17 protein-coding genes and 2 riboswitches are annotated in these 21,131 nt (G+C 53.0%); of the genes, 6 read left to right on the forward strand and 11 right to left on the reverse strand.

Annotation, left to right across the window (positions count from 1 at the left end; all coding sequences use genetic code 11):
• Positions 1–260: 260 nt before the first annotated feature.
• The 3 genes from EJQ19_RS08025 (at position 261) to EJQ19_RS08035 (ending at position 2,106) form a co-directional block, all read left to right on the forward strand.
• Positions 261–482 (forward strand): alpha/beta-type small acid-soluble spore protein, encoded by a 222-nt coding sequence (locus EJQ19_RS08025; RefSeq protein ID WP_126140687.1) that lies wholly within the window; start codon positions 261–263, stop codon positions 480–482.
• 166 nt (positions 483–648) lie between these two features.
• Positions 649–1,452: a protein-glutamine gamma-glutamyltransferase gene (locus tag EJQ19_RS08030; protein ID WP_126140688.1), complete on the forward strand. Its 804-nt coding sequence runs from the start codon at positions 649–651 to the stop codon at positions 1,450–1,452.
• Positions 1,453–1,521: 69 nt separating this feature from the next.
• Complete coding sequence (locus tag EJQ19_RS08035; protein WP_126140689.1) at positions 1,522–2,106, forward strand: hypothetical protein; 585 nt, start codon at positions 1,522–1,524, stop codon at positions 2,104–2,106.
• A gap of 99 nt (positions 2,107–2,205) precedes the next feature.
• Here the strand turns inward: EJQ19_RS08035 and EJQ19_RS32805 are convergent, their stop codons facing one another.
• A complete protein-coding gene (locus tag EJQ19_RS32805; protein ID WP_277600932.1) occupies positions 2,206–2,340 on the reverse strand; it encodes a hypothetical protein in 135 nt (44 codons plus the stop codon).
• Positions 2,341–2,451: 111 nt separating this feature from the next.
• On the opposite strand from EJQ19_RS32805, the gene EJQ19_RS08040 reads away from it, so the two are divergent.
• Positions 2,452–3,513, forward strand: coding sequence for an SGNH/GDSL hydrolase family protein (locus EJQ19_RS08040; RefSeq protein ID WP_126140690.1), 1,062 nt, complete (start codon positions 2,452–2,454; stop codon positions 3,511–3,513).
• Positions 3,514–4,110: 597 nt separating this feature from the next.
• Here the strand turns inward: EJQ19_RS08040 and EJQ19_RS08045 are convergent.
• The 5 genes from EJQ19_RS08045 to EJQ19_RS08065 form a co-directional block, all read right to left on the reverse strand.
• Entirely contained in the window at positions 4,111–4,983 is an 873-nt protein-coding gene (locus tag EJQ19_RS08045) for a tetratricopeptide repeat protein (protein ID WP_126140691.1), read from the reverse strand.
• Between the two features lie 18 nt (positions 4,984–5,001).
• Positions 5,002–5,958, reverse strand: coding sequence for an ATP-binding protein (locus EJQ19_RS08050; RefSeq protein ID WP_126140692.1), 957 nt, complete (start codon positions 5,956–5,958; stop codon positions 5,002–5,004).
• Between the two features lie 137 nt (positions 5,959–6,095).
• Entirely contained in the window at positions 6,096–7,250 is a 1,155-nt protein-coding gene (locus tag EJQ19_RS08055) for a sulfite reductase subunit alpha (protein WP_126140693.1), read from the reverse strand.
• Positions 7,251–7,406: 156 nt separating this feature from the next.
• A complete protein-coding gene (locus EJQ19_RS08060) occupies positions 7,407–8,258 on the reverse strand; it encodes a bifunctional 5,10-methylenetetrahydrofolate dehydrogenase/5,10-methenyltetrahydrofolate cyclohydrolase (protein WP_126140875.1) in 852 nt (283 codons plus the stop codon).
• Between the two features lie 57 nt (positions 8,259–8,315).
• A riboswitch (ZMP/ZTP riboswitch) is annotated at positions 8,316–8,395 on the reverse strand.
• A gap of 58 nt (positions 8,396–8,453) precedes the next feature.
• On the reverse strand, positions 8,454–9,662 hold the full coding sequence (locus EJQ19_RS08065; RefSeq protein WP_126140694.1) for a multidrug effflux MFS transporter: 1,209 nt from the start codon (positions 9,660–9,662) through the stop codon (positions 8,454–8,456).
• A gap of 204 nt (positions 9,663–9,866) precedes the next feature.
• Positions 9,867–9,951, forward strand: a riboswitch (cyclic di-GMP riboswitch).
• A gap of 142 nt (positions 9,952–10,093) precedes the next feature.
• On the opposite strand from EJQ19_RS08065, the gene EJQ19_RS08070 reads away from it, so the two are divergent.
• Together EJQ19_RS08070 and EJQ19_RS08075 are read left to right on the forward strand one after the other, a co-directional pair.
• Positions 10,094–11,839 (forward strand): methyl-accepting chemotaxis protein, encoded by a 1,746-nt coding sequence (locus EJQ19_RS08070; RefSeq protein WP_164716377.1) that lies wholly within the window; start codon positions 10,094–10,096, stop codon positions 11,837–11,839.
• Between the two features lie 22 nt (positions 11,840–11,861).
• Positions 11,862–14,930, forward strand: a complete 3,069-nt coding sequence (locus EJQ19_RS08075; protein ID WP_126140696.1) for a non-ribosomal peptide synthetase family protein — start codon at positions 11,862–11,864, stop codon at positions 14,928–14,930.
• 546 nt (positions 14,931–15,476) lie between these two features.
• On the opposite strand, the gene EJQ19_RS08080 is transcribed toward EJQ19_RS08075, so the two are convergent.
• The 5 genes from EJQ19_RS08080 to EJQ19_RS08100 form a co-directional block, all read right to left on the reverse strand.
• Positions 15,477–16,223, reverse strand: coding sequence for a response regulator transcription factor (locus EJQ19_RS08080; protein WP_126140697.1), 747 nt, complete (start codon positions 16,221–16,223; stop codon positions 15,477–15,479).
• Positions 16,216–18,066 carry a sensor histidine kinase gene (locus EJQ19_RS08085; protein ID WP_241242795.1) on the reverse strand — a complete coding sequence of 617 codons (1,851 nt, stop codon included), beginning with the start codon at positions 18,064–18,066 and terminating at the stop codon, positions 16,216–16,218. The genes EJQ19_RS08080 and EJQ19_RS08085 overlap by 8 nt, the downstream gene beginning before the upstream one ends.
• 74 nt (positions 18,067–18,140) lie before the next feature.
• Entirely contained in the window at positions 18,141–19,178 is a 1,038-nt protein-coding gene (locus EJQ19_RS08090; RefSeq protein ID WP_126140698.1) for a TRAP transporter substrate-binding protein, read from the reverse strand.
• Between the two features lie 125 nt (positions 19,179–19,303).
• The gene (locus EJQ19_RS08095) at positions 19,304–20,599 is read right to left on the reverse strand and encodes a TRAP transporter large permease (RefSeq protein WP_126140699.1); all 1,296 of its coding nucleotides are present in this window, start codon (positions 20,597–20,599) and stop codon (positions 19,304–19,306) included.
• Positions 20,596–21,096, reverse strand: a complete 501-nt coding sequence (locus EJQ19_RS08100) for a TRAP transporter small permease (protein ID WP_126140700.1) — start codon at positions 21,094–21,096, stop codon at positions 20,596–20,598. Before EJQ19_RS08100 ends, EJQ19_RS08095 begins: the two co-directional genes overlap by 4 nt.
• Between the last annotated feature and the right edge of the window lie 35 nt (positions 21,097–21,131).

Below are 21,131 nucleotides of genomic sequence, written 5' to 3' on the forward strand. Positions count from 1 at the left end.
TGAAAAGAAATTGAAAGAAAGAAAACATAAGTTTCACCCGGTTAACCGATAAATTTGTTAGAGATATGTTTTCCTGGAAACGAACGGAATATGTAAAATAAAGGGCTCACGCCACACTTAGGGGCGGGTGCGTTTATCTGATTGCAAAGGGGCAAAGCGCTGGACTAAAAAATTTTCCCGTAACTTCGTCCCAGCCTTGCATAGATTTAAAAATGCTGCGCATGATACTAAAACACCACAGAAAAGGAGTGTTTCATTCCATGGCTAACAACAACAATCAATTGGTAGTTCAACAAGCAAAAGCAGCACTTGATCAAATGAAGTTTGAAGTCGCACAAGAACTGGGTATTCAGCTTAACCCTGACTACAACGGCAACCTAGCGACGCGCGAAGCCGGTTACATCGGCGGTAATATCACCAAACGTCTTGTGCAAATCGCTGAGCAGCAACTGTCCGGCTCCGCTGGCGCTCGCCGCTTCTAATTGCCGGATCAAAGAAAGCCTATTCGAAAGCCAAAAGAACTGCAGCCGCTTCGTTAAGAAGCTCCTGCAGTTTTTTTATTTGCTCATAAGCACACAACGTCATCTCTCCTCATAAAAATAGGCAAAGATAAACGCATGCAAAGCCTGCACAAATGGGGAGACGCACATGATTGTCGTTGGAGGTACAAATAAAGTTACGTTCGGAACCGGAATCTTGACGGAGAGAACCCACGCCGTTTTTCGCACAAAGCACAATAGTCCGCTGCGTTATCACTACGATTCGGCGGCAACTTTATTATTCGAGTTGACCTTGCGGTCGAATATCGTCGAGGCGGCGCGGGCGCTTAGCCAAAGCGGCGCTTATTTTGCCGATTTTGAGCATTCCTTCTGCAATCCGGTCTACTGGGACCGGACGAGAGAAGGAAAGTTCAGGCTGCGAAGCGGTGCATCGCCGCATGATGCCATTCAAGATATTTTTGCAAATGGTAAGGCTTATGCGTTCGAATGCTCCATGGCGGTGATCGTTGTACTGCATAAAGGTCTTCTGGACACGATCGAAAAGCACCACTATGATGCGCTGTTCACCGATCTATTCTTGTTCGATGAAAATGCCAAGCGCGACCTCCAACTGATCGACCGCCGCCCTATCCAAGAAGCTGTCGCTGGAGATATCCTCTACGTCCAGAACCCGGACTATGATCCGGCCATTCCGTGGGCAAAGGGCGAGAACGTTGTGATGCTGGACGACGAACGTTTTTTCGGACACGGCTATGGGTTGGGTGTCGCTTCGGCAGAAGATGTGATGACGATTCTCAATAAGCAGCGCCTCCCGGAAAGCACTGTATCCGCTTCGTTCACAGATCGGTTCGTTCATCCGGATTTCGCTTACTTTGCACAATGGACCAGGCGCCGGTACAACCAACCGCTCATCGCCAAAATTGGGGACTGGATACATGTGGAAAAAATTTAGCTCCGCATGTGCCCGTTTTTTTACTCGGTGCATAAGATAGCGTATGCTTGCAACGAAAGGGGAACCACGATGACTGACCATCCAATCTTAACGGAAGATAATCTTCCGCTGTATGCTTCCAACACCCGTAATGAGGCTCACAAAATGACCTCGCCGTCACCTGTCTGGGGAGGTGCGCAGCTTCCGGTGCAGCAAGCGCCGGCCGTCGTCACCCCCATGCCGCTTCCAGCCGCACAACCGCCAATCGTAACCGGCGATAACATGCCGATCTTCGCGCAGCCGGGCATGGCCGCAACAACAGGAACGGGAACACTCCCTTCGTCGTACACCCAACCCGCCGCTTATCCGGGCACGACCGCTCACTCCGTCTACCCTGCGCATCCCTATGCCTATCATCCACATGTTCAGCACGGCTACCACCCCATGCATCATGCGGTTCATCATCCGATGCATCATCTCGTCTACATTCCTGCCCATCACCTGCCCTATTATCCGCATCATTACCATCATCACGCGGTTCATCCACATCATTATCCGCATCACGTCCACCATGGTCATCATGGTCAGCACATCCAGCATCACCATGGGCACCAACATGCGCAGCCGCAAGGACAGCAAGGTACTCACCATCATCACGGTCAACATCAGAGCTAAGGGCGGCATCACGCATACTCAATTACCAAAAATGAACTTTCTTTTATTTCGCAACAGCTTCATAAGTCCTGTCGACAACCAAAAGAACCCTCGCCCCCATCACGGGTCGAGGGTTTCGGTTTGATGCGCCACAAATCCGCCGGCGCTGTATTCGTTGCGCACCGTTTCCCGGCTGTTCTTACGCGTCCGATCCAGCCCGATCGAATACCCGCGAATGGCATTCCGCCTTGACACCTCACCTGACTCAGGCTAACGTTAAGTTCATAGGAATAAATTCCCGTTGAGGAGGTTACCGTCATCACACAACCATCGCGTTCGATCCAAGCTTCACAGCTTGATCGAAATATGAAAATTGAAGAGGTTCAAGACGAGGGACTGGCCTGGCATTCGCCGCTCGCAGCGCCATTTCGGATTGACGGCTTCGCCTGGCTCGCAGATGAAGGCAAGTACCGCCGGCTGCCGGTTGCTCCCGAACACCCGCTGCCTTCTGCCGTGGATAGCTTGGCCAACTGCACCGCCGGCGGCAAAATCCGCTTCCGCACCAACTCGGCTAAGCTGTCCATTCGCGTCAAATTGACCGGCCCCGGCAATATGTATCACATGCCCGCCACGGGACAGTGCGGCTTCGATTGCTATCTCGGCGAACCGGGCGAGGAGCAGTTCTGGACGACAGCGCGTTTCGATCATACGAAAGATGCGTACGAAGCTTCCTTCTATAACTGGGACGAAAAGCGGGAGTTCTGCGTGAACCTGTATTTCCCGCTGTACCAAGGCGTCGAGGAGGTCTGGATCGGCCTCGAGCCGGATGCCGAGCTGAGCGCAGCGCCGGCGCTCGCGAGCGACAAGCCCATAGTGCTGTACGGCACGTCGATCCTGCAAGGCGGCTGCGCCTCCCGTCCGGGCATGGCATATCCGAACATTTTGAGCCGGATGCTGCCGATGACCTTTGTGAACCTCGGCTTCTCCGGCAACGGCAAGGGCGAACCCGAGGTTGCTCAAACGATCGCGGGCATTGCTGATCCCGCCATGTTCGTACTGGATTATGAAGCGAACGTCACCCCCGAAGGGATGGCTGATACGCTGCCGGGCTTCATCGGCATTTTACGCGAGCGCCACCCGGAAACGCCGATTCTGGTTGTCTCCAAAATTCGCTACGCGAAGGAGCGGTTTGATCCGCAGGTGCTGCGCCTGCACGAAATACGGAGAGACATTCAGCGGGGCACCGTCCAACGTCTTCAGTCGGCGGGCGACCGCAACCTGCACTTCTACGACGGCTCGCTGCTGCTCGGCGACGACTTCAGCGACTGCACGGTCGACGGCGTGCATCCGACAGATCTTGGCTTTCAGCGGATGGCCCAGTCGCTGGAGCCGACGTTCCGCACGCTGCTGCAGGCGTTTTTGGCTTAGTCTGCTAGCCTACTGTGCGACAGGTGTGCCAAATATGCGGCTGCCTTTTTCGTAACAGCTGATTCTGCCCAAGCTGACGCTCGGTGAACAATGTGAACATGAAGTAAGCAGCAGCAACTTGTCTCCACGCTCAACGGTGCTATTATCGGCGAAGATTTGCGAAACGCTTGAGTGGGAGCCGCTGTGAATCTTGATGAACCTGCATTTTGTACATGAAAATCGGCAGTTTTCCTGTTACGCAGGTGCACTTCCTGCATTTCCTACATGTAATTTTGGTGATTTTCTCAAAAAGGGGCTAAAATGCGGCTGGATTCGTATTTTTGATGTAGGTTTTGCAGGATTTCGCCTGTGATGGTGAAAATTTAAGGAGTTTGATGTAGGTTATACAGGTTCCCGTTCCGGGGGCTGGTTCGGGGTTGGCAGATCGCGGATCGCGGATTGGGCTTTGGGGTTCGAAGGTTCGGGGTTCGGGGTTCGGATTCCAGGCTCGAGGCACATGCTCCACGTAAACCAGCGCATCCCATCGCACCGCAGCAAGGCCCCTCGCTGCATTAGATTGAGACGCGCCGTCCAACCAGACGGCGCGTCTCTCTTCCTTTATCCTCTGCGTCTCCATCCGAATACGCGCACATGCACGATGCCTTTGGTCACCCAGTGGGTAATGACATACAGCAGGATAAACAGCAGAATTAACGGCTTGAACAAGATCCACGCGGCAATCCAGGCGACCCAAATTTGCCATGGCTTCATTTTGCGAATAAGCCGGGAAGGCGCCAGGAAGATGCGATACACGCGGTTGCTATGCTGCAGCGCTTCCAGATATTCATCCTGAAACTGCTTGGATTCGGGATTCAGGCGTACAGCCGTACGCATATATGACTCTTGCTTATCGTAATCTCCGCGACGGGAAGCCGCCCAAGCCAAATAGAGCAGCACAAGCGGAGCTTCCGCATCGTATTGAATGGCTTGGCGCTCCAATCGCTTGGAAGCGTCATCGTCCCCCAGAAGCGCTTCCAGATAGCTGAGCATAGCCAAGTATAACGGAGCTTCCGGCTCAAGCTCCACGGCTTGGAGCAATTGCACTCTGGCTTCCTGGAACTTGCCTTTTTTCGTTAAGCGATTCGCTTTCAGAAAAAAATAATGCGCCTCATAGGGATCGACGCGCTGCGCTTCCGGAAGGGCACGCTCAAATTCGCGTTCATTATCCGTTTCGTAATAGACCCCAACGAGAACGATCCAGGCATGGGGATGCTCCGGATTACGCTTGAGCGCCTCTTTCGCTTGGTAAAGCGCTTTGTCATAATCGCTCAGCTTAAGATACACGCGGGCCTTCAGCGCATACACGTCAGGATCCTCAGGATCTTGCTGCAACATGTTGTCCAATTCCGCGAGCGCTTCCTTATACCGCTTCCAGTTGATGAGCTGCAAAGCTGCGGCATACGCCGCTTGTGTCGACGGATCGGCTATCATCGTTTCCACCTCCGCCGACTATTTAATGCCGTGCTGCTTGATGTAATCAAGCACGATTTTGTAGTCATGATTGACATCGCTGAACGTCGCATAATTATTCGCCGTCGCGAACCATTCCAGCGTCGTCGATTTGCGCGCTTTGGCCGCCGCCAGCAGATCCTCTTGCCTGATCGGCTGAATCTCGCCCGTTTCAAATGTCCGTTCCATCGCACAATCTACGGCATCCTTGACGACCTGCTCCAGGTCCGCTCCCGAGAACAACTTCGTCTGCGCAGCAACCTTGGCCAACTTTAAGCTGCCCATCGGCTTGCCGGCAAGCTTCAGTTCAAGAATGGCCTCACGTTCCGCTTCCGCCGGCGGCGGTACGAACACGAGGTGATTAAACCGCCCCGGCCGACGCAGGGCAGAGTCGAGATACCACGGCGTGTTCGTTGCGCCAATGACGAACACTTGATCATTATTCGCCTGCAGCCCGTCGAGCTCAAGCAGCAGTTGATTGACAAGCATCCGGTCGTGATGCTGTCTCATCTGATGCCGGCTTCCGCCCATCGCGTCCAGCTCATCGATGAAAATAACGCAAGGCTTATTCTCTCTGGCTTTTTCGAAAATATCATGCAGATTATGTTCGCTCTGCCCTGCATACATGGAGAGAATCGCTTGCAATTCTATATGCATAAAATTCGCATCAATCTCGCCGGCAACCGCCCGGGCAATGAACGTCTTCCCGCAGCCCGGAGGCCCGTAGAGCAGCAAGCTTCCCCCGGCTTCTTTGCCATAGGCCGCAAACACTTCGGGCTGCTTGAGTGGAAGAATAAAATTCATGCGAATTTTTTTCTTCACCTCCTCCAGTCCCCCTACGTCCGCAAAGGTCTCCTTCGGCTTCTCCGATTCTACCAGCATTTGATCATCTTTGCTGAATTGAATGAGTTTGAGTTTGTTTTTTCGACGCTGCGAAAGCTCGTCTTGATCGGACATCTGCCTCACCCCTTGTCAGAATTACCTCTAGTTTACCATAACTGCTTAACGGGCATCATCCTGCTAGACTAAAAGAATCATGAAGAAAAAAGAGCGACGCGATATCCGTATATACGGCATCCGTCACTCTTCGATCATTAATATACGTCGCGCTGATAGCGCCCTTGCTCTTGCATCTCGCTTAAGTACGCTTCCGCCGCTTCGCGGCTCAGCCCGCCTTCTTTTTCGATAACTTGCAGCAGTGCTTCATGAACGTCTTTGGCCATGTTCGTCTTGTCGCCGCAGACGTAGAAGTAGGCGCCTTTATCCAACCAGGCGAACAATTCTTGGCTATGCTCCAGCATTTTGTGCTGTACGTACACCTTCTGCTCCGAATCGCGCGAGAACGCGGCATCAATACGGCTTAATACACCGTCTTGCTGATACTTTTCTAGTTCTTCCTGGTACAGGAAGTCTGTCGCGGAATGTTGGTCGCCGAAGAACAGCCATGCTTTGCCTGTCGCCTTGGTCACCGCGCGCTCCTCGATGAACGAACGGAACGGCGCAATGCCTGTGCCAGGGCCGACCATGATAATGTCTTTCTCCATTGCTTCCGGCAGATGGAAATGCTTGTTGAGCTGTACGAACACCGGCAGCGTGTCGCCTTCCTGAACGCGTTCGGCGACCTGCACGGAACACACGCCTTTGCGCTCGCGGCCGTGAGCGTTGTAGCGCACTGCGCCGATCGTGAGGTGCACTTCATCCGGATGAGCGGCGATGGAGCTCGCGATGGAGTAGAGGCGCGGCGTCATTTTTCTCAGCAGCGATACGAGATCTTGCGCCGACAGCTTCCACGGCCCGAAGTCCTGCACCATGTCCAGCAAATCGCGCCCATTGGTGTACTCTTTCAATTGGTTGGCATTTTCAGCCGACAAGAGCGATTTAAGCGCTTCGTTCTCGGTGAAAGACGCGGCTTGCTGCAAAATTTTCTTGGACAACAGCGTAATTTCAAAGTAATTCGTTAACGCATCTTGCAGGGACAGCGTGTCGCCTTCCTTATTAATGCTAACGGACGCCGTACCGTCTAACTGGGCAGCTTCCAGCAGCGCAGCGACGAGTTCCGGATCATTTTGAGGGACAATTCCCAGCGCATAGCCTGGAAGATAGGTCAGATTGGAACCTGCGAGCGATAGTTCAAGATGTCGCGTTTCTTTATTCGAACCGGCTCCGTTCAGATTAACATTCTTGAGAACTTTCGCCGGGAAAGGGTTTGTTCTGGAAAATGCGGATTGTTGGACATCAGTTACTTGCATTCATCTTCACCTCAAAATTTATAATAATTTAGATTATCACAAAAATTAAAAATAAGATATGTTTTCTTTATTTATGTTACTCATAAAGCCCGGGGAAGTGAATGGAGAATTTCCGGAAGAGCGGGAGGCTGCCTCGCATGGAAAACGTCCAAAAATTCAATTAGTTCCCGACGCTTTCTCCGCAGCATCCACGGTATGTTTCATTAACATCGCGATGGTGACAGGCCCTACACCCGCCGGTACCGGGGTAATCGCAGAGGCTTGCGGCAGGCAGGCCTCGTAATCCACATCGCCGACATTCCCTGGATTATATCCCGCGTCTAACACGACCGCGCCCGGCTTGATCCAATCGCCTCGCACAAAATTCGGCTTGCCGACCGCGGCCACAACAATATCGGCCGAACGCACAAACGACGGGAGACCCTCGGTCTTGGAATGGCAGGTCGTTACCGTCGCATCCTGGTTCAGCAGCATTGCCGACACCGGCTTGCCCAGAATCGGGCTGCGGCCGATGACTACGGCATGCTTGCCGGCAACCGGCAGCTTGTAATACGCCAGGATCGCCATAATCGCAGCCGGTGTGCAAGAAGGGAACGCAGCGAAGCCGAAGGCGGTTTGCGCGAAGCCCTGCGTCGTCACCCCGTCGACGTCTTTGTCCATCGCGATGGCGTCAAATGCCGCACGCTCATCGATGTGACCAGGCACCGGGTGTTGGAGCAAAATCCCGTGCACCGCCGGATCCCGATTCAGCTCCCGAATGGCGGCGATCAGTTCCTCCGTCGTGGTTGCGGACGGCAGATCAATCCGGATCGAGCGAAGCCCGAGACGCTTGCACGCGTTCCCCTTCATCCGGACGTACGTGGCCGACGCCGGATCGTCTCCGACAAGAATCGTTGCCAGGCACGGCACAATGCCATTTGCCCCAAGCTTGGCAACGCGTGGCGCTAACCTCTCTTTAATTTCCGCAGCGACGCAATTTCCGTCTAGTATGATTGGACTATTGTTCATCATTCTCATCCTCCCACCGTGATAAAAACAGAAAGAGGCAAGGAGAATGGTTCCCCTTACCTCTGCCCAGGCGATCGGCCGTATGACGTATGTGCTCCCTCGTGGTACTCCACGTTTCGCCAGTTACACATACCGAAAAGTTACTTGTATTTTGCCAGAAATTTATGAAAAAAACAAGATGAAATTAAATACACGTCAAGCCTCCTGACGCGCCCCCTTCTTCACTAAAAGGAAGTACGACATCATCGCCGCAGTGCTCGTCGCCAAAATGAGCACGCCTAGCGGAACAGCCGTATCTTCCCCGGCAATCCCGACGAGCGGTGAAACGACGGCGCCGAGCAAAAACGGAATGACGCCCATCAACGCAGCCGCACTGCCAGCCATATGCCCCTGGCTTTCCATCGCCAACGGAAACGCCGCTGTGGAGGTAATCCCGATGGAGGCTACGAAGAACACGAGCGGAATAACCAACGCGTACAGTGGGCCGTGGAAGTAGGCTACTAACAACACCGCGATGCTCGCGACACCGGCCAACCATAAGCCGAACACCAGGAACGTCTTCTCCGACACGCGGTGTGCCATGCGTCCAACCAATTGGGAACCGATGATCAAGGTAATCCCGTTAGAGCCGAACAAAAGAGCGAAGACGGTAGGCGAAACTCCATAAATATTTTGATAAATGAAAGGCGTTCCGGATACATATGCAAAAACGCCTGCGATCATAATCCCCTGTGCGAGCATGTAACCGGTAAACGTGCGGTCGCGCAAGAGCGAACCGTAGTTTCTCAGCTGCTGCATGAAATTGCTTGGACTGCGGCGCTCCACAGGCAGCGTCTCCTTCAGCCCCCACTTGGTCGAGGCCAGCAGGAAAATGCCCAGCAGCGACAACGCGATAAAGACACCGACCCAGCTCGTAAGCGAGAGCACACCGCTGCCGGTCACCGGAGCCACGAGCGGACCCAAATTCCCGACAAGCAGGAGCAGCGAGAAAAATTTAGTAAGCTCATGCCCGCTGAACAGATCGCGTGCAATGGCGCGCGAAATGACAATCCCCGCTGAAGCGACAAAGCCTTGCACGAGCCGAAATGCGATTAGCGTCCAAATGTTAGGCGAGAAGGCGCAAGCTAATGAGGCGACGACATAAATAGCCATGGAGATGAGCAGCGGATTGCGCCTGCCGTGGACGTCGCTTAGCGAGCCCATCACAAGCTGACCGACGCCAAGCCCCAGCAAACAGGCGGTCAAGCTGAGTTGTACGAGTGAGGCTGTCGTACCGAATTGCTCCACAATCTGTGGGAAAGCCGGCAAATACATATCGATGGTAAAAGGCCCGAGTGTGGAAAATAAACCGAGCAGCAGGGCTAGCCTGACGGCATGCTGATTATTCGTTGTAGTTGTAGTCATTGCACAGTTTCTCCTCTTCTTCTTCCCTATCCAAAATCCTTATCTCTGTGATTCAACCTTATCATAACTGTATAGATTTTGACAACAGTTATCTATAGCCAAAAAGAAACCGTTTTCACTCTTTGTTTACAAATCTTCTAAATTACTGGTGTTTACAGGAATGTTCTGGTAATTTATAATACTTATAATTTATCAGGCAAAAAAAACTGCAAATGGCAAACTTATCGAAAGGTAAGGGCGCAAAGTTATGGGCCTAAAGCTTCAAAGCTACGGCTGCCAAACCGCCAGTTTGTGATAGCAAGCCTATCCCGAGCTCATGGGACAGGCTTTTTTTTATGTCGCTGCCTGAAAAAATTGTTGAAGATTGGAGGAATTTCCCGAATTTCCAGTTGGCAAGTCACCTCAAATACCGTTTAAGGAGTGCAGTGAAGTTGAAAACCAAGAACTATTTCGGCAAAAACCTACTATTCTCCATGCTGAATCTACTTGTCATCGGCGTGGTGCTGATTTCTGTCAGCGCTTATTTTCAAAGTAATCTATTAACCAAAACGCTCAGAGAGCAAACCCATAATATGACGTCCGTGTGGGCCCAAGGCATCACATACAAAGATGTTCAAGGCGCGTTAAGCGATAAAAAGTATGATGCCAGCGAGCAACAGAGATTAACCAAGCTGTTTGACAGCTACACCGCCTTCAATGCAAATGTCGCGCAGGCTTACATATTCGGTGTTGAGCTGCAGGACGGCAACAAAACATCGTTGATTGCATTCCCTAGTCACGTTGTAAAGGCCTTTCAAGAAGCAGGCCTGAAAATCGGGGATATGTACGAGCAGCCGAAAGAAATTGCCAACGGTTTAAGAAGCATGTTGAAAACCAAAACCGAAACCTTCACTTCTTTTTACAGCGATGATTACGGTACTTGGGTCAGTGTTCTTTACCCGATTATGGACGATAGCGGCAATGTGGCGGCCTACTTTGCTGTGGATGTGAACGCCAAAATGATTCCTGAAGCCCAAAAATCGTTCCTGCTGAGCTCGATTATCCTGCTCTTGATCGCCTTGGTCATTTGCGGTGGTGCCCAATACTTTGTCGCGCAGCGTACGCTCATGCCGATTAATCAATTGATGCGTGGCATCGAGCAAGCTTCGAACGGCAAGTTCAATTTTACGCTTGAGGAAAAAGGCGGCTTCGGCGAATTGAATCAAACATTCAATGCGATGCTTGCCAATATGCGTGACATTTTAACGAGTATCAAGACGACCGCTACCCATGTGGCCGAAACATCTAACCAGCTTTCCGGCATCACGGAAGACAACCGACGCAGCCTCGAACTCATCACAACGGAAATCCGGGACATGAATACGCATGTCGACCAGCAAAAAACGTCTACAGAAGAATGCGGTCGTTCCGTCGTGGAAATTGCCGCTTCGCTGCAAGCCATCGCGCAAAACGCAAGTCAAGTGGCCCATGCATCACAAGATATGAAAAACTTGTCCGAGGAAGGCAATGCGGCAGCTCAAAGCATTTCGGATCAAATGGGACTTATTAATACAAATTCGATTTCTACGGCAAGCGCAATCAAGCTGTTGGAGTCCAAATCGGGCGAAATCGGCGACATCCTCAGCCTTATCAAAGACATCACGGCTCAAACCAACCTGCTGGCGCTTAATGCGAGCATTGAAGCCGCCCGAGCCGGCGAGCATGGCAGAGGCTTTGCGATTGTTGCCGATGAAGTCCGCAAGCTGGCCGAGCAATCAAAAAATTCGACAAGCCAGATTGAAACACTTGTGGCCGACATTCAAGCGGAGACCTACAGCGCCGTAACCTACGTAACGAAAGGGACGGACGAAACCGAAAAAGGACTGGACATTGCCAAAAGCACCGGCGAATCGTTCAACAACATTTGGGAAGCCTCGCAGGTCGTCTCGCATCAAGTGCTGGATATTTCATCCGCTACTCAGGAGATGTCTGCAAGTACAGAGCAAGTGACAGCCATGATGGGCGAATTGGAAAGCATCTCAAGGAAAACCGCAAACAGCACAAGCAAAATTATGGATTCGGTATTGACGCAGGAATCCTCCTTGCAGAGCATTTCCACTTATGCCGGCAAGCTCTCTACCGTTGCAGAACAGTTAGGCCATATGGTTGGCAAATTTGAAATCGAGATGAAAAATTAGAGAAATAAAGAGGAGAGAGACTATGCTTAATCTCGTCAAGAACACCCCATCCATCTACAGCCGAATCAATCAAACCGATGAAGCGTATCCGGCGACCGAAACGATCTCCTCTATCTTCCGGCGTACAGCAGAGAGGTATGCGACGAAAGTCGCTATCTCTTTCGGCGATACGGAGCTTCTCTATGAGGAGTTGTTCGGAAAAAGCGCCCAGGTTGCCAACGCATTGACGGACGCCGGCTGTCAAAAAGGCGATTTTGTCGGCATCTATATGGAGCGTAGTCCCGAAACGGTCATTTCCATCCTCGGCGTTTTACGCATGGGCGGCACCTATGTCCCGATTGACCCCGAACATCCCGTTGAACGCAATCGGTATATCGTACAAGACGCAAGCTGCAAACAGTTGATTATCAAAGAGAGATATGCTGAACGTGCAGCCGAACTATGCCATGCGCTCGATATTGAGAAGCCAGTATCGCTGGAAACCTGCTTCTCCGAGGGTACAACCCGCTTCGAGGATGCGGATATCGCGCCGGACGATTTGGCCTACGTGATCTATACGTCCGGCTCCACCGGGAATCCGAAAGGCACGCTGATTGCGCACCGAGGGGTCGTGAATCTGGCAAATACGTTTGCCAAGAAATTAGAGATTACGAGCAGCGACGTGCTTACCCAGTTTTCCACCTTCAGCTTCGACGCTTCGATACTTGATACGTTCAACTGCTTGCTGAACGGAGCGACGCTCGCGATTCTGACAAAGGAAGAACAATTGACGCCGGAGCTTTTTTTGTCGCTTCTTGAAAGGAAAAATGTCACTATCATAGGATGTATTCCCACTTCTGTCTTCAATCGCCTTTCGGAAGCAAACCTGGCTAACCCTGAAACTGCCTTCCGGGCGGTCAAAAATATTACGGTCGGCGGAGAAGCCCTTCTCTCCGATCATGTTCGGAAATTCCAGGACAAATTCGGCCTGGGCACCGTCATTGTCAACGCATATGGCCCGACGGAATGCACGGTCGTGACCACGACGTTTAAGATCACCGACTACTGGAACAGCCCGTCGATCACCGTCCCGATCGGCTATCCGATCGGCAATTACAAAGTCTATGTGGTGAAGGAAGACGGCACACTTGCGGAAATCGGCGAAGAAGGCGAGCTGTACATTGAAACGTTTGCGATCGCACAAGGCTATTTGAATCTTCCGGATAAAACGAACGAAGTGTTCATGTCCAGCCCGTTCGGCAGCGATCCGAAAGCCAAGGTGTACAAATCGGGCGACATCGTTAAACTGCTGCCGGACGGCAGTCTTGAGTTCCAATACCGCAAGGACGGGCAGTTGAAGCTGCGTGGCTTTCGCATCGAGATCGGCGAGATTGAGAATGCGCTGTCCAAGCATCCAGCTATTCTCGATGCCGCCGTCGTCGCCATCCAGGAAAACAATACCGTTAAGCATTTGTCCTGCTTTTATTCCGAGAAATCACACGTCACCAGCAGGGAGTTACGGGAGCATTTGCAATTATTCGTTCCTTCTTATATGATTCCCGGCTTTTTCTATCGTCTGCCGGAGATCCCGCTCTCGCCCACAGGCAAAGTCGACAGGAAAAAGCTGCTGACGATGGACAACAGCGTGCTTGCGGAAACGGCGTTCCCTTATGAAGCGCCTGTCGGGGACGTTGAGGGCGCCATCGCCTCCGTGTGGTCGGATATTTTAGGGATTGCCCGGATCTCCCGCAGCGAAAGCTTTTTCGAAATTGGCGGAGACTCACTCGGCGTAATGAAGGTGCTGTCACGGTTAAAACAGATGTGCTTCAACTTGAGGATGCATCATTTGTATGAACATCCAACGGTCAAGGCGCTGGCCGACTGCATGTCAACCCTCACCGATGAAAGCAATGCTGAAGATACGCCGATCTCCGAGTATCGAACGCTTGTAGAGCTTCCTCCCCTGCCAAAGGCACTGATTCAAGGGGAGAACGGGCTAGGCTCGGACATCCTGCTCACCGGGGCAACCGGGTATTTGGGCTCGCATCTCGTGTACGAACTGTTGACGACCACCGAGTCCAGCCTGCACCTGCTCGTCCGTCGCAAATTTGGCCAGAACGGCATTGCCCGGGTCTGGGAAACCTTGGACGCTTACTTTGGCCAGTCGTTCTTTGCTGACTATGCGCATCGGATATTCATCCTTGAAGGCGATTTGGTGCAAGAGAAATTAGGCTTAAGCGAGGAAGCATACAGCATCGTTTCCACCCGCATCACTTCCATTATTCATGCCGGTGCGGATGTGAGACACTTTGGCAATACGGACGATTTCTATGCGACCAATGTCATTGGCACGCAAAATCTGCTGAAGTTAGCTTACGATCGGGGGAACGTCCCCTTTCATTTTATTTCAACGCTTGGCATTCCCGAAGATTTGGCAGCGTCAGGCCATTGGGAGTGGGCAGCGCAGAACAGTCGGGATTTTTATGCCGTAGAGCTGGAAAATGTATATACGAACAGTAAACTTTTGGCCGAAAAAGCAGTAGCTGAAGCGATAACGAGGGGTGTGCCGTGTTCGATCTATCGTGCCGGCAACTTATCGTGCGATAGCAGAACGGGCCGCTTCCAGATCAACATCCATGAGAACTTCTTCTATCGCATGATCAAGGCGTTCCTCTTGTTAGGCAAAGCGCCTGCGGTCGACGCCTATGTAGATGTCGCTCCTATCAACTTTGTCAGCAGCTTTATGGCGGCCTTGATGAAACAGCGGGCGTTCGGCGAAGTGTACCACATATGCAACCCGGTTCAAGCACGTTTCCCCGCTATCATTGAAGCACTAAGAGAACTGGGCTATGGCATTGACCTTTTACCGCAGAAGGCGTTTGACAAGTGGGTGTTGACCGAAGGCGGCAGCATCAGTCAGGAAGCCGTGCAGTTGGCTATTCCTTTATTGGAAGGTGACGGGGTTCGTCACTCCCCTTACCTGTACGGCTGCGAGGACTCCCTTCGGAAAGCCGGCCCGCTGCCTGCCTTGCCCGACTTGAAAGCGTTGGTGGCTGCGCTTGTGGGACATGCTGTGGAACGCGGGTATTTTCCTCCTCCCTTCTCACGCTGAAATTATACATATTGTAAAATTAGGTTAAAAAAAGCAGTCAATCCAGACATGCCTGGATCAGCTGCTTTTTTTATATCCTGGATGCGCGGCAACTGCATGGCAGATCGCATGCGATGCCGATTCCCCAGCGTCCGCTTCTCAAATGAACTGGAATTTCTCCAGTCCATTCTCATATTTTCGTCTAAATCGGAGGGTTGAACTGGAATTATTCCAGGTCATTTGCCCCGTTTGGCAGCCTTGCTCCGAAAACGACTGAAATGAACTGGAGCTTTTCCAGCTCAGCTGCACGGGATGCCGTATCCCGGAGATTTGAACTGGAGGTTTTCCAGTTCATGGGCACGCGAAGCCGCTTAGCTTGCTTGATGTCGTCTCGCTCCTATTGCCGTTGTCGGTTGAAGCACACACAGCGTCTCCTTAAACTGCCCACAATAACTGCAGCTAGGGAAGGGTAACAGGGGAGGGCGGTTGCCAAAGTGAATGCCAAAAAGCCTAACTGACCCTAAGGGCAATTAGACTTCCTACACATATGCCTGATTCCTTCAACCGCTACTTCCCCGCCTCCGTCAACCGCTTCCTGTACTCCGAAGGCGTATACTGCTTAATCCGCTTGAACGTATTGCTAAAATACGCGACGTCCGTGTAGCCGAGCCGATCTGCGATTTCGGAGATGCGCAGCGACGTCAGCTTCAGCAGCCGCTCCGCCTCGCCCATGCGGGCGTGCAGCACATAATCGACGAACGTCTGGTTCATGCGCTGCTTGAACAGCTGGCTGACGTAGCTCGGGTTCAGATGTACGGCCGCCGCCGCGTCGGTCAACGTAATCTCACCGGGCAGCCGCTCGTGAATGAGCTGCACCACGCGCTCGACCGGCGTCAACTCGGCCGCGTCTTTTGCCTCGGGCTTGGCCTCGAGTCGCTGACTGCCGACGCTGTCCATCCATTTGCGAAGGCAAGCTTGCATCTCCTCTGTCTCGACGGGCTTCAGCATATAGTCGAAAACGCCGAGCCGCAGCCCTTGCTGGACGTATTTGAAATCGTCGTGCCCGCTGACGAGCACAATCGAGGTCGTGGTATCCCGCTCGCGCAGCTGGGACAGGAACGTCAAGCCGTCCATGACCGGCATGCGAATGTCCGCAAGCACGAGATCCGCGCGCTGATGGTGCAGCCAGTCGAGCGCTTCCAACCCGTTCTGGCATTCCTGCACGACCTGGAAGGGCAGCGACGTCCGTTCGATCGTTCGCCGGACAGCGGTGCGTACCCATCGTTCATCCTCCACGAGCAGCACGTTATACATCCTGACTCCCCCTCTCTTCCACCGCTACCGTGAGCGGCAGGCGAATTTGAACAACCGAGCCCCGCTCCAATTGGCTGTCGATGGTCAAACCGAAGTCTTCGCCGAACAAATATTGAATTCTTCGGTGCACATTTACAATGCCGATGCTCGGCCCGCCGTGCATAATATCTTTGTCGAGCAGACTTTGCCGAATCTCTCGCAGCTTCTCCTCCGGGATCCCCATACCGGTATCCTTAATCATCACGACCAGCACGTTTGCTCCTTCTTCAAAAGCGGTAATGCGAATGCGTGTGATACCGAGCGCAGGCTCAATGCCGTGGACGATGCAGTTCTCCACGAGCGGCTGCAAGGAAAAGCGGACGATAGGCTGCTTCTGGGCCCATTCCGGCACCTCAATCTCCACCTGAAGCTTATCCTCGAAGCGAAAGCCCTGGATGCGCAAGTACACCTCGGCGTAATATAGCTCTTCCTTTAACGAAACCGTCTGCGACGTCATCTTCAGATTGTAGCGGAGAAGTCGGGCCAGCGAGCCGGCAATGTCGGAAATCGAATCCGCCGATTGCTCCAGCGCCATCCCCCGAATCGTCTCCAGGGAGTTGTATAGAAAATGCGGGTTCATCTGCGATTGCAGCGCTTTGAGCTCAATCTCCCGCTGCCTGAGCGCCAGCTCCGTCTCCCGCAGCTTGGAGAAATAGACTTCGTCGAGCAGATCCTTGAGCCGGCCCACCATGCGGTTGAAGCTGTGCGTCAGCATGCCGATCTCGTCCTTCGATTCCAGCTCCACGGACCCGCTAAAATCGCCCGCTTCCACGCGCCTCGTATAGCGCGCGAGCTTCTTCACCGGGCGAATGATACTGCTGCCGAGCCCGATGCCGAGGATTGCCGCCACCAGCAAGGTAAGGCAGACGGTGAGGAAAATCGTATGGCGAATGTACGCCGTGCCCTGCAGCAGCTCCGCGTACGGAATGGACGTAACAAGCGTCCATCCGAGAAAAGACGAATGCGCATACGTCAGCAGCCGCTTAGGGCCGCTCGCCGTGACGAACGAGCCGCTTTCGTTCGTGAGAATATTCGGCAAGTTTTCGAACTCCGCCGGCAGCCCTAACGATCCGAGGTTCGGGTGGTACACGTACCGTCCCTCCGAATCGAGAATGTACATGTAGCCCGTACGGCCGATCGTGACCTTTTCCGCAATTTCCTGGAAGCGCTTAAAATTCACATCCACGACAATCATCCCGATCGGCTGCAGCGTCTGCGGGGAGATAAGCCGTCTGGCAATCGAAATCACCTGCTCCCTGCGGTCGTCGATCATAATGACCCGGGTAAAAATTTTAAATTCATACCCCTTGGACACGGTCCCGTACCAGTATTCATGCTGGATGTCTTTTGCCGCCAGCACACTTGGAGCCGTCCACACGTCGAAAGTGCGGATGTTGTCCAACACCACGGTAATATTGGAGACGTCGGATCGCGAATACGCAGCCTGCCGCAGCACTTGCTTCACGTTGTCAGCCATGCCGCTCGCCTCCAGCTCCTCTCGGCTGCCGATCTTCGTCAGCGCATTGATGACCGGATCGTTAATCGTCTTGAGGATGCTGATTTCAAAATCGTTCACGTAATACCCGACGTGCGTGTTTACTTGTTCAATAATTTGCCAGCTGTATTGCCTGGCTTCGTCCTCCAGCACCTCCGAGGAGCGGAGATAGGAGACGTAGCCGATGCAGCACATCGGTACGACAATGAGCAGACCGGCATACACGAGCAGCTTGCTCGTGAGCGGAAGATCGCGCAGCAGGAGCGCTCGCACAATGCGCCGATAAACCGATTTCCATGTGCCCTGCACTCCCCTCGCCTCCCCCTCGCCTGATTAAAAAAGGGAGCCAGTTCAATCCGCGGCCCCCTCGCTCTATTTTATGATTATTTTCTAGCCTTGTCGATAGCTGCCAATTCATCCTTATATTCGGCGCGATATTTCTCAATCGTTGGTTTGACCGCATCCTGCCAAGGCTTTACATCTTTCACCTCGGTGATCGTCACGCCTGCTGCGCGAATCTTCTCTTCCGATTTTTTCTCGAATTTCTTCCATTCGTCGCGCTGATACTGCACGGATTCCTGCGCTGCCGCTTTCATAATCTTCTTATCTTCATCAGGGAGCTTGTCGAACGCCACCTTGCTCATCATCAGCACTTCCGGCACCCGTTGGTGGCCGTCGAGGATAAGATTTTTGGCGACTGTGTAGTGGTTCGACGTATCGTAGCTCGGCCAGTTGTTCTCTGCCGCATCGATGACGCCCGTCTGTAAGGAGCTGAACACATCGCCGTAAGCCATTGGCGTCGCGCTGGCATTAAGCGCCGAGATCAGGTCGATGTTGATCTTGTTTTGAATGACGCGAATCTTCTGCCCCTTGAGGTCGTTAATGCTCGTCAGCGGCTTGCGGCTGTAGAAGTTGCGGGCGCCGGAATCGTAGTAGGCGAGACCGATAAACCGGGAAGCCGACAGACTGTCAAGCAGCTTGTTGCCGTCCGCGCTGTTCAGGAACTTCCACTCATGCTCTTCATTGTCAAAAATATACGGGAGGCTGAACACGCCCATCGCCTTGCTGAAGTCGGCCACGACGCCGGTGCTGACCCGGGTAAATTCGATGGCGCCGAGCTGCACTTGCTCGACAACCGCCTTCTCTTCCCCAAGCTGCGACGACGGGAAGACGTCGATTTTAATGCGTCCGTTCGATTTCTGACTCACAAGCTCGGCAAACTTCTTATCCCCGAGCACCGTCGGATAATCCGGAGGATGTGTATCGGCGAGTCGCATGGTGAGCGTCGGCTTCTTGTCGTCCGTTTTCGCCGCTCCTGTCGTTTGCGTGCCGCCTGTCGTCGACGTGCTGCTGCAGCCTGCAAGCACAATGCCCGCCAACAGCAGGGATGCAACTGATCCTGTCATCACCTTTTTGTTCATATCCTTCTCCCCTTTAACAAATAGTTAACCGCAATCGCTTCTCTCGCTGTCGTATTCCAGTATAATTGCAAGCGCATTCATTTCATACGGGACTCATTTTATATGTTTTTGTAATTATTTTAGCCTCAACCGCCATTAATCAAATGCGGAAGCCACAGCGAAATGCTCGGAATATAAGTGATCAGCATCAGCACCGCGCACATCGCGATAAAGAACGGCCACGACGCTTTCGTCGCCTGATCGACGGACACCCGGCCGATTGCACAGCCGACGAACAGCACAGTTCCGACGGGGGGCGTAATCAAGCCGATGCCGCAGTTCAGGATAAGAATGATGCCAAAATGCACGGGATCGACGCCCAGCGACGTGACGACCGGCAGCAGGATCGGCGTCATAATGAGAATCATCGGCGCCATATCCATCGGGAAGCCGAGCAGCAGCAGCAGCACGTTAATCAGCAGCAGAATGACGATCGGATTGCTCGAGATATGCAGAAACAGATCGGTGACGAGCGAAGGAATTTTGAGATAAGCCAGAATCCACCCGAAGGCATCCGAAGCGGCAATCAAGAACAGCACCATCGCGACCGTGCGAAATGTTCTTTTGAGAATGAGGTAAAAATCTTTGAGCGGGACGTCCCTGTAGACGAAAAAGGTCAAGATGAACGCATACGCGCACGCCATCGCGCCGGATTCGGTAGCGGTAAACCAGCCGCTTAAGATGCCTCCTAAAATAATAACGCCTGTCAGCAAAGAAAGAAATCCGTCGCGCACGATTTTCGGCACATCCGCCCATTTGACAGGCTCGCCTTTGGCGTACCCCCGCTTGACCGCGATGACATACGAAACGGCCATGAGCGTAAACATCAGGCACAAGCCCGGCACGATGCCGCCGAGGAACAGGCCGGAAATCGAAACGCCGCCCGCTGCGATGGAATACAGCACGAGGTTATGGCTTGGCGGCACGACAACGCCTTGAATGGAGGCCGACGTCGTCACGGCAACGGCGTAGTCGGCGTCGTAGCCTTTTTTCTTCATCGCCGGAATGAGAACCGAGCCGATGGACGACACATCCGCCACCGCCGAGCCGGAGATGTTGCCGAAGAACATGCAGGCGACGCAGTTCACCATGGCGAGACCGCCCCGGACGGCGCCGACAAACAGCTGCGCCAGATTGACGAGGCGAAGCGCCATGCCGCCTGCGCTCATAATCTGTCCGGCGAGGATGAAGAACGGGATCGTCAGCAGCGGGAACGAGTTGATGCCCTGAATCATCCGCTGCCCGACCACGACCCAGGGAATGTCGAGATAGATGAGTGTGATCAGCGTCGAGCCCGCCAATGTAATGGAAATCGGAAAGCGCAGCACGATCAGCACCACGAAAGAAATTAACAGGATTGCGATAGCCGGTGCATTGCTCATTCGTCTCCCTCCCCAATCCCATGATGCCGCTTCGTATCCACGCCGATGAATTGCAGGAAAGCATAGACGCAGATCATAGCGCCTGTCAACGGCATCACGGCATATTGCACACTGTTCGGCAGCTGCGTGGCAGGCATGATCGATTCATTCATCAGCACCGTAAAATCCCAGCCGTTCACGAGCAAATACAGCCCGAACAAGAAGATGCAAATATCAATGACCTTATCCAGCACCCGGTTCACGCGGGCCGGAAAATGCTTGGTCACACTGTCCATGGCCATGTGCAGCTTCTCCCGAAACCCGATGGCGATGCCCATGAAGGAAAACCACACCATCAGCAGCAGCGTCACTTCTTCCGACCAGAAAAATACGAAGTTGAACAGCTTGCGGGTAATGACCTGAATCGTTACAATGATCGTCATGGAAGTTAAGGCAAGCAAGGCAAAATTCTCGAACACACTGTCGATTCCTAGTGCGATTCGCTTTAGCGTCTTCATGCGGTTTGCGTCCCCCTCTCTTGGCCCGAAAAGCC

The sequence above is a fragment of the Paenibacillus whitsoniae genome (assembly GCF_003955665.1).
Classification (GTDB): Bacteria; Bacillota; Bacilli; order Paenibacillales; family NBRC-103111; genus Paenibacillus_E; species Paenibacillus_E whitsoniae.

Excerpts from the sequence above, each read along its gene's own strand:
- EJQ19_RS08025 (WP_126140687.1), top strand. The coding sequence starts at position 261 with ATGGCTAACAACAACAATCAATTGGTAGTTCAACAAGCAAAAGCAGCA.
- EJQ19_RS08030 (WP_126140688.1), top strand. The coding sequence starts at position 649 with ATGATTGTCGTTGGAGGTACAAATAAAGTTACGTTCGGAACCGGAATC.
- EJQ19_RS08035 (WP_126140689.1), top strand. The coding sequence starts at position 1,522 with ATGACTGACCATCCAATCTTAACGGAAGATAATCTTCCGCTGTATGCT.
- EJQ19_RS08040 (WP_126140690.1), top strand. The coding sequence starts at position 2,452 with ATGAAAATTGAAGAGGTTCAAGACGAGGGACTGGCCTGGCATTCGCCG.
- EJQ19_RS08045 (WP_126140691.1), bottom strand. The coding sequence starts at position 4,983 with ATGATAGCCGATCCGTCGACACAAGCGGCGTATGCCGCAGCTTTGCAG.
- EJQ19_RS08050 (WP_126140692.1), bottom strand. The coding sequence starts at position 5,958 with ATGTCCGATCAAGACGAGCTTTCGCAGCGTCGAAAAAACAAACTCAAA.
- EJQ19_RS08055 (WP_126140693.1), bottom strand. The coding sequence starts at position 7,250 with ATGCAAGTAACTGATGTCCAACAATCCGCATTTTCCAGAACAAACCCT.
- EJQ19_RS08060 (WP_126140875.1), bottom strand. The coding sequence starts at position 8,258 with ATGAACAATAGTCCAATCATACTAGACGGAAATTGCGTCGCTGCGGAA.
- EJQ19_RS08065 (WP_126140694.1), bottom strand. The coding sequence starts at position 9,662 with ATGACTACAACTACAACGAATAATCAGCATGCCGTCAGGCTAGCCCTG.
- EJQ19_RS08075 (WP_126140696.1), top strand. The coding sequence starts at position 11,862 with ATGCTTAATCTCGTCAAGAACACCCCATCCATCTACAGCCGAATCAAT.
- EJQ19_RS08080 (WP_126140697.1), bottom strand. The coding sequence starts at position 16,223 with ATGTATAACGTGCTGCTCGTGGAGGATGAACGATGGGTACGCACCGCT.
- EJQ19_RS08090 (WP_126140698.1), bottom strand. The coding sequence starts at position 19,178 with ATGAACAAAAAGGTGATGACAGGATCAGTTGCATCCCTGCTGTTGGCG.
- EJQ19_RS08095 (WP_126140699.1), bottom strand. The coding sequence starts at position 20,599 with ATGAGCAATGCACCGGCTATCGCAATCCTGTTAATTTCTTTCGTGGTG.
- EJQ19_RS08100 (WP_126140700.1), bottom strand. The coding sequence starts at position 21,096 with ATGAAGACGCTAAAGCGAATCGCACTAGGAATCGACAGTGTGTTCGAG.